This window comes from Verrucomicrobium sp. BvORR034, assembly GCF_000739635.1.
Classification (GTDB): domain Bacteria; phylum Verrucomicrobiota; class Verrucomicrobiia; order Verrucomicrobiales; family Verrucomicrobiaceae; genus Verrucomicrobium.
The window spans coordinates 1-7609 of sequence record NZ_BATQ01000004.1 but is presented as its reverse complement, the minus strand read 5'-3'; the positions used below and the strand labels follow the sequence as shown (position 1 = coordinate 7609).

The following is a 7609-nucleotide window of genomic DNA, read 5'->3' as shown; positions in this document are numbered from 1 at the left end:
GCGGGCTGTTGGCCAGCGTCATCGTCGTGGGCGCTTCTGGGATGGAAGTTGGCGCGGGCGGCGGGGTGGCCGCAGCCTCTGATGCAGGAGGCGGGAGGTCGCCCGGCATCGCAGCCAAAGCTGGAACGGACGCTGGGGCAGGAGCAGGCGTCGCGTCTGGCCCAGGGACAGGGACAGGGACAGGGACTGCCGCGGGGGCGGGTGCAGCGGTGGGCACCGACGCCGGAATAGAGGCGCCCGCCTGGGCAGGTTCACCCGGGAAGTCGGTCACGGGAATGGCCATCGGTACCGGAGCCTCTTCCGCAGCGGGCTTGGGGGCAGTCTCCGGCACCACTGTAGCCGGGTTGTGCGTAGAGGGAGCCAGATCCGGGGGGGCAGTAGGTGACTCCGCCACTGCTGCCGAGGTCGGAGTCGGTTCGGCATTTGTCGCCCCGAGACCAGTTCCAGCCTCGGAACGGGGTTCGGTCTGCGGCAAGACGGTCGCTTGGGCAGGGCTGCTCAACCAGGAGGCGATGGGTTTCCGGCAGAACCAGAGCAGCAGGAGCAGATCCACGAGGAGGAAACTGACCACCCCGATCATGGCGATCCGGTTGAGCCGCAGACGACGTTCGCGACGAGGCGAGGTGCCGACCATGACCAACGGAACATGCAACCAGGGGCGCGGTTCCTGGCCAGGCAGGTTCAAGGATCCTCCCATGGAGCCCCCCGTCGCAAGCATCTCACCCATGCCGGGCTGGGCGGCCGCTTCTGCAGTCTCTTCGTCCGGCAGGGTATCTGGCACCAGCGCACTGGCCACTGGGGCCATCACGACCTCAGGCGCGGTAGTGACCGGAGGGGAAGGTTTTGCTCCCTTTTTGGAGGCGACCGCTGTCTCGAGTTTGCCTTTGCTCTCCGGCTCGCCCGCTGCGGGCTCGTCAGCCATTCGGGAAATCGACTGCAACTTGGAGCGCATCCGCCCTTCCTGCGATCTCCCCATGCCAGGTCGGGAAGGGGTGGCCGGAGCAGCACCCTCCTGTGCTGGGAAAGCAGGCTTCAGTTCCGACTCGGCCGGGATCGGCGGAGACGGCTCGGGGTTCAGGCCCTTGATTTGCGGGGCCGGCGGGAAAGTGAAGCCAGCCCCAAAAAGATCAGGATCCTCCTTGGCCGGAGGAGTTGCAGCAGCGGGGATCTGAGATCCCCCCTCTGGCCAGGTGGCAGTTGCAGCCTCCTGGTTTGGAGCGGGAACTTCAGCCGCTGGAGCAGGCGTAGGAGCCACCTGAGGAGTGCTCACCGGGGCAAGCTCCGCCGCGACGGTGGCGAGAGTGGCTGCCGGTGAAGCCTGGGCAAACTCTTGTGCAGACACCCTTGCAGCCTCGACAGGGGTCGGCTCGGCACGTGGAACTTCCAGCGCCGCGGGAGGCACCGGATCCAGCAAGGCAGCGGCGGAGGCAACAACCGGCGCGGCGGTCGCCGTCCGTTCAGGGGCTTTCTCCACTCCCACAGGCGGGACTTTGGCCGCTTTCGGGCGCAAGGCGTCTGCCAGTTGTTCGGCGCTCCATTCTGCGGCGGCGGCAGGCGCGCTCACAGGGGGCTGCACGACCGCAGGGGGCGCGGCCTGGATCTGAGCAGGCGGAGCCTGCACCGGAAGGGACGGCGAGGTCACTACCGCCCCGCATTTGGGACAGTTGTCACTCAAGCCTGCCATCTGGAGCGGAACCGCCAGCTTGGCGCCGCATTGGTGGCATAAAAACTTAAGGAGTCGTTGCATCAAGGCATTCGGACGGCATTGACCTAGAGGCTCTAACTACCAGAAAATCCTAGACAATCAAGCAGAGACACGGTGAGGGCAAAGCGGTGGAGTTGAGCAATTCAGGGCGAAAACCATGTGCCACAAGGACACGAAATCGCCATCCGTCAACGAACGGTCAGCAATCAACTCCTTCTCCACACACTTGAAAAGTAAAAACCCGCCGGAGCTTCGCATCCGGCGGGTAAATAAAGAAGAGATCGAGGAGATTCTGCTGAATCTGGCTCCTACAGCTCCTTGAGGAAGACGTTGCCGTACTCGCCGCCTTCTGCGCCTGCCTGAAGGCCAATGGCACCTTTGGCCGCCAGCCCGGGCAGCGCGACGTTGTCGAGCACCGTCTTTTCATTGAGCTCCACCGTCACGCGGTCCCCTTTGAGCGTGATGAAATAACGGTTCCACGCGCCCGGCTTGAGTTCCACCTGGGCCAGCGGCTGGAGCGCAGCCTTCAATTCCGGGGAGTCAGCCGTCAGGCCACGCAACAACACCCCGCCGAGCGGTAGCGGCGTGCCGGACTTGGGCGTCTTGCTGTCCACGCAGAGGGTGAAATCACCAACCTCCCGCTCGGTCCACAGAGTCTTGCCCACGGAGGCTTCTCCTGCCTTGGCCTTGAAGGTGGCCCCATTGGCAGACCACACCGCCTTCACCTCATCCGGCGTCTTCCAGCCTCCAAGGCCTTTGCCATCGAAGAGTTGCTTGAAGCCCTCATACAGCCGGGCCGATTGCTCTGGCTTGGCCCCGGAGGAGGGCAGCTCCTTGATGCGCACATTGCGGAAGTGGGCTTCACTGCCCTCGCTCTCCAGGCAGATGTACCCTTTGCGCGGGTAGCAGTCCTTGCCCACGGTCACGACTTTGCCGTTCACGGAAAGGTGGATCTCCCCATCCTTGCACTCCACGCGGTAGTGATTCCACTCGGGCGAGGGTTTGACGCGGTTCTCCGTCGGGAAGCTGCGCTTGCCGGTCTTGGCCACGCGGCCAGTGGGGGTCATGGTCGCGCCCCAGATGGGGAAGATGTCACCATGGGAGGTGAACCACTCGTTGGCCCCTTTGTTTTTCTCATAGCCGAGGTCGAGGATCTGCACCTCAATGCCACGGGCGTAAGGCACGCCGGGAGCTGGCAGGCCCTCACCCCAGATGAAGAGCCCGCTGTTTCCCGCCTCCTTGAGGTGACGCCACTCCAGCTCGATGATGAAGTTCTCATACACCTTGCCCGTGCGCATGAAGCCCGTGGGCTGGCCAGTGGTGATGACCATGCCGTTCTCCCAGCGGAAGGTATCCTCCGCCACATTGCACGGCACCCATCCGCTCAGGTCTTTCCCATTGAACAGGGGCGTGAAGCCGTCGGCATCAGCGGCAGGCGACTGGGCACGCAGGGGTGCGGCAAGGAGGACAAGGGGCAGCAGGGCCAGGAGGAAACGAGGTTGTTTCATAGGATTCGGATGCTGGATGATCGACAGGACCGTGTGGCATGCCGCCACATGGGCACTACGTCATCTCAGATGGCCTTCTTCTACCAGGTGGGACCCGATTTGATGCACCACAGAGCAAATGCCCCGGTGCCACACGCGTCTAGGTCCCTGACGAAATCGTCTTGCGCTTCTCCGGCACAGGGCTCGTGATGATGCCCTCCTCTGTCTCCTGCTTGAGACGGAGCTGACCGCAGGCGGCGGCAATGTCATGCCCCTTTTCACGGCGCAGCGTGGTCATCACATCGTGGGATGCCACGATGTCGCGGAAGGTGTCCTGGCGACGTTCGCTCGGCCGCTTCCACTGCAAACCTTCCACCGTGTTGTAGGGGATGAGGTTGACCTTCGCGTCCAGACGCGAGGCGTGTTCACCCAGCAGGCGGGCCTGTTCGAGGGAGTCGTTCACCCCGTCGATGAGGATGAACTCAAAGGTGAGCCGCTGCTTTTTCTTCAAGTTCCAGTACTCCAGCGCGGGGAAGAGCTCCTCCAGCGGGTACTTGCGGTTCACGGGCATGATCTGGTTGCGCACCTCATTGCTCGCCCCGTGGAGGGAGATGGCCAGACGCACCTGCAGCGGGAAATCCGCCAGCTTGTGGATCTGCGGGGCCAGTCCGCTGGTGCTCACCGTCATGTGGCGGGCCCCGATGTTCACGCCCCATTGGGCGTTCAGCACCTCAATGGCGCGCATCACGTTCGTCAGGTTGGCCAGAGGCTCGCCCATGCCCATGAAAACCAGGTTGTCCACCCGTGCCCCTGCCAGCTTCTCAACTTGCAGGATCTGCTCCACGATCTCACCCGCCGTCAGGTTCCGGGTAAAACCGGCCAGCCCGCTCGCGCAGAACTTGCAGTCATAAGCGCAACCCACCTGGGAAGAGACGCAAAGCGTGCGCCGGTCGGACCGCTCGCCATAGAGCGAGGGCGAGGCGGGGATGAGCACCGTCTCGATGAAGCGGCCGTCGTACAGCTTGAAAAGGAACTTCCGCGTGGTGTCCTCTGAGCCTTCCACCCGCGCGTAGGTCATGCTGCGGAGCGTGAGCCGGGTGGCCAGCGCCTCCTGCAACGGCTTCGAGAGATTCGACATGGCATCGAACGACTCCACCCGCTTCTGGAACACCCACTCCTGCACCTGTTTGACCCGGTAGGACTTCTCGCCCAGCTCTGTCAAAATCGCGCCCAGCTCGGCCGTTTGAAGGCCGAGGAGCGAAGGCAGAGGGGTGGGCGTGGCAGACATGGCGCGGGCGCAGAGGGTCGGGGAACCGGGAATCTAACCCAGAATTGCCTAAAGTCGAAGAAATCGGCAGACGCGTATCCAGCTATGCCGGGGTCAGGAGCTTGCCAACCCTCCGAAGCCCGTGCATTTTTGCCCAACCCATGTCAGATGCCACGCTTGATGCCCTTTCTCCTGTCACTTGGATGGACGGGCTGGCCGAGTTTCTCGCCAACGAGCACGGGGTGGAGGCCATCCTCCTGCACCCAGAGCAGCGCAAAGTGAGCCTGGCCACCCTCGGCACCGTGGATACCGCGGCACTGACGGACCGGCTCAATGAGGTGCTCCGTGAGCTGGATGCCCAGTGGTCAGCCCATGGTGAACCCGACGGCACCCTGCCGCCCGGCGGCACTTTTTCCCTTCAGGTCCGTCACCTCCCGGATGATGCGGTGCTCATTGAAAAGCCCAGCTGCCCCACCGCTCCGCGATTCTGGAAGTGGCGCGAGTTCTCCTGGCCAGAGCCGGATGAGCTGGAAGACCACAGCCGCGAGGAGTGGCAGACTCTTGCGTGGCAGGCGGGCATGTGCGGTGTCGCCTTGGTCGCGGGCTGGACGCTGGAACATTCCGGCGTGTCCAAGGCTTTCTGGATCGCCTGCTATGTGGTGTCGATCATCGCTGGTGGCTGGGACGCCGCCAAAGATGCGGCAGGCAAGGTCCCCAAGGGCCAGTTCGACATCCATTTCCTCATGTTGGCTGTGGCCGTGGGGGCCATGGCGATCGGCGCATGGCATGAAGGGGCGCTGCTGCTCTTCCTGTTCTCCCTGTCCGGCGCGCTGGAGCACTACGCGCTGCACCGCACGCATCGGGAGATCAACGCCCTGACCAAAGCCGCACCCAAGATGGCGCGGGTGATACTCCCCAACGGCAGCACTGAGGACCGCCCCGTGGCATCCCTTCAGCCAGGCGACGTGTTGCAAGTGCGCCCCGACGAACTCTTCGCCGTGGATGCTTCGGTCCTGGAAGGCGAAACCGCGGCCGACGAATCCAACCTCACTGGGGAATCCGTGCCCGTGGGCAAGCAGAAGGGCGCCCAAGTGTTCAGTGGTACCTTGAACCTCTGGGGTGTGGTGAAAGTGAAAGTGGAGCGCCGGGCGGAGCAGAGCTCCCTGCAAAAGATCATCGCCCTCATTCAGCACGCCCAACATCTGCGCGCGCCCAGCGAGCGTTTCACGGACAAGTTCGGCACGCGCTACACCTGGCTGGTGATGGGCATTACCGCGGCCATGTTCTTCATCTGGTGGCTCGCCATGGGGAAACCTCCCTTCCAGAACGCCGGCGAGGAAAAGTCCGCCTTCTACCGTGCCATGACCCTGCTGGTGGTGATGTCTCCCTGCGCTCTGGCGTTGAGCATTCCCTCCGCCATCCTGGCCGCGATCGCGTGGGGCGCCCGCCATGGCATCCTCTTTCGCGGAGGCGCGGCCATCGAGAAGCTGGCTGAAGTGCATGTGGTGGCCATGGACAAGACGGGCACGCTCACAGAAGGCGAACTCCGTGTGACCAGCGTCGAGAGCTTCCCGCCCGGTCGCGAGACGGAGGTGGCCCGCATTGCCTTCACCCTGGACGGCCAGTCCAACCACCCCATCTCCCGTGCCATCACCGCGCATGGAAAAAGCCTCGGACTGGAGCCTTATCCGGTCACGGAATTCCAGCGGCTCACTGGCGCGGGTCTGCGCGGCCGGGTCAACGGGGACATCTGCTATGTGGGTCGACGCGAGCTCATGCAGCAGGGCGACTTTTCCCAATGGCTGGACAAGATCCCCGACACACCGTTGGGCTTCTCCGAAGTTTGGGTGCTCAGCCCTCAGGGCGTGGGCCGGATTTTGCTGCAAGACACCATCCGGCAGGGCAGCAAAGGCGTGCTGGAGCGCCTCCATGCCGACGGCGTGCGCACCATCATGCTCACTGGCGACCGTCGAGCCGCGGCAGAGCAGGTGGCCAAAGACATCGGCCTGGATGAAGTGCGCGCCGGCCTGAAGCCCGAGGATAAGGTGGCCGCGATCAAGGCCATGACCGATGCCGGCGAGAAGGTGGCCATGGTGGGCGATGGCGTGAACGACGCCCCCAGCCTGGCGGCGGCCTATGTGAGTGTGGCCATGGGCGCGCGGGGTTCCGATGCGGCGCTGGAGCAGAGCGATGTGGTGCTCATGCAGGACCGCATTGAAAAACTGCTGACCGCCCGGGAGCTGAGCCTCAAGGCCCGGCGGGTCATCAAGCAGAACCTGTTTATTTCCCTGGGTGCCATTGCCCTGGCCTCGATGGCTTCGATTCTCGGCTGGCTGCCGCTGACGTTGGGTGTGCTGGCGCATGAGGGCAGCACCGTGGTGGTGTGCCTGAACAGCCTGCGATTGTTGTTGGGGAAGGAGAAGTAGTTGGGGGCCTCTTGATGGCGGAAGTCGCCGCGACATCACAGGCAATTTCCGCGAACTTCCATCTGAAAACAACCAACACGTGGTCCCGCAGGCGGGACTGTGGAGCGCGTGCGTGAAGCGCTTTCGCGACTCTGGAGATGGCTCTCGTCTGAAGACGGCAGCAGCGGCGCAGCGCAGTTCCCCCTCAACTACCCAGCGTGTCTTGCACACCCCGGCCCTTCCAAACTCGCGCCAGCGTCTTGGAGTGTCGGTGGCTTGACACCGCTTTCGCCAGCCGGTGACGGAAACGCGCTGGAGGCAAAGGCCGCCTGGAGTCAAAAGGGTCGCGCAGGGCTGCCGCGGTTTTGGATGCGCCAGCCCCCCTGTTGACACGCTCAGGTACGAGGAACTCACAAGGCGCGCCAAAGCGGCGGTTCCGGCACGCACTCCAAAGATGCTTCGCATCCAGGTGCAGGACCTCCCCAGGATCAATGTCGATGTTTTCGGCTTCCGACTCCTCCGTGGTTCATGAGTTAACCGCTTGTGAAATCACCTGCCGCATTCACCAAATCGCGTGCTCCGAGCCCGAACCTGTAGGGTTCATGAGCTAACTCGCCCCAAACCGACGCACCGACGCACCGACGCACCGACGCACCGACGCACCGACGCACCGACGCACCGACGCACCGACGCACCGACGCACCGACGCACCGACGCACCGACGCACCGACGCACCGACGCACTG

Annotated in this window: 3 protein-coding genes and 1 pseudogene; 1 reads left to right on the top strand and 3 read right to left on the bottom strand. The window is 63.8% G+C overall.

Translation table 11 applies throughout. The features are described 5' to 3' along the window. The 3 genes and pseudogenes from BV034_RS00650 to rlmN all read right to left on the bottom strand — a co-directional run. A pseudogene (locus tag BV034_RS00650) lies at positions 1-1642 on the bottom strand (hypothetical protein); the annotation flags it as partial. 371 nt (positions 1643-2013) lie between these two features. After that, on the bottom strand, positions 2014-3213 hold the full coding sequence (locus BV034_RS00645; RefSeq protein ID WP_050023092.1) for a DUF1080 domain-containing protein: 1200 nt from the start codon (positions 3211-3213) through the stop codon (positions 2014-2016). 139 nt (positions 3214-3352) lie between these two features. Beyond that, entirely contained in the window at positions 3353-4480 is a 1128-nt protein-coding gene (rlmN, locus tag BV034_RS00640) for a 23S rRNA (adenine(2503)-C(2))-methyltransferase RlmN (protein ID WP_050023090.1), read from the bottom strand. Positions 4481-4620: 140 nt separating this feature from the next. Here rlmN and BV034_RS00635 point away from each other — a divergent pair, with 140 nt between their 5' ends. Continuing rightward, the gene (locus BV034_RS00635) at positions 4621-6885 is read left to right on the top strand and encodes a heavy metal translocating P-type ATPase (protein WP_050023088.1); all 2265 of its coding nucleotides are present in this window, start codon (positions 4621-4623) and stop codon (positions 6883-6885) included. The last annotated feature ends 724 nt before the right edge of the window (positions 6886-7609 follow it).

What these genes read in the sequence shown, in the direction of transcription:
- BV034_RS00645 (WP_050023092.1), bottom strand. Translation starts at nt 3,213, where the DNA reads ATGAAACAACCTCGTTTCCTCCTGGCCCTGCTGCCCCTTGTCCTCCTT.
- rlmN (WP_050023090.1), bottom strand. Translation starts at nt 4,480, where the DNA reads ATGTCTGCCACGCCCACCCCTCTGCCTTCGCTCCTCGGCCTTCAAACG.
- BV034_RS00635 (WP_050023088.1), top strand. Translation starts at nt 4,621, where the DNA reads ATGTCAGATGCCACGCTTGATGCCCTTTCTCCTGTCACTTGGATGGAC.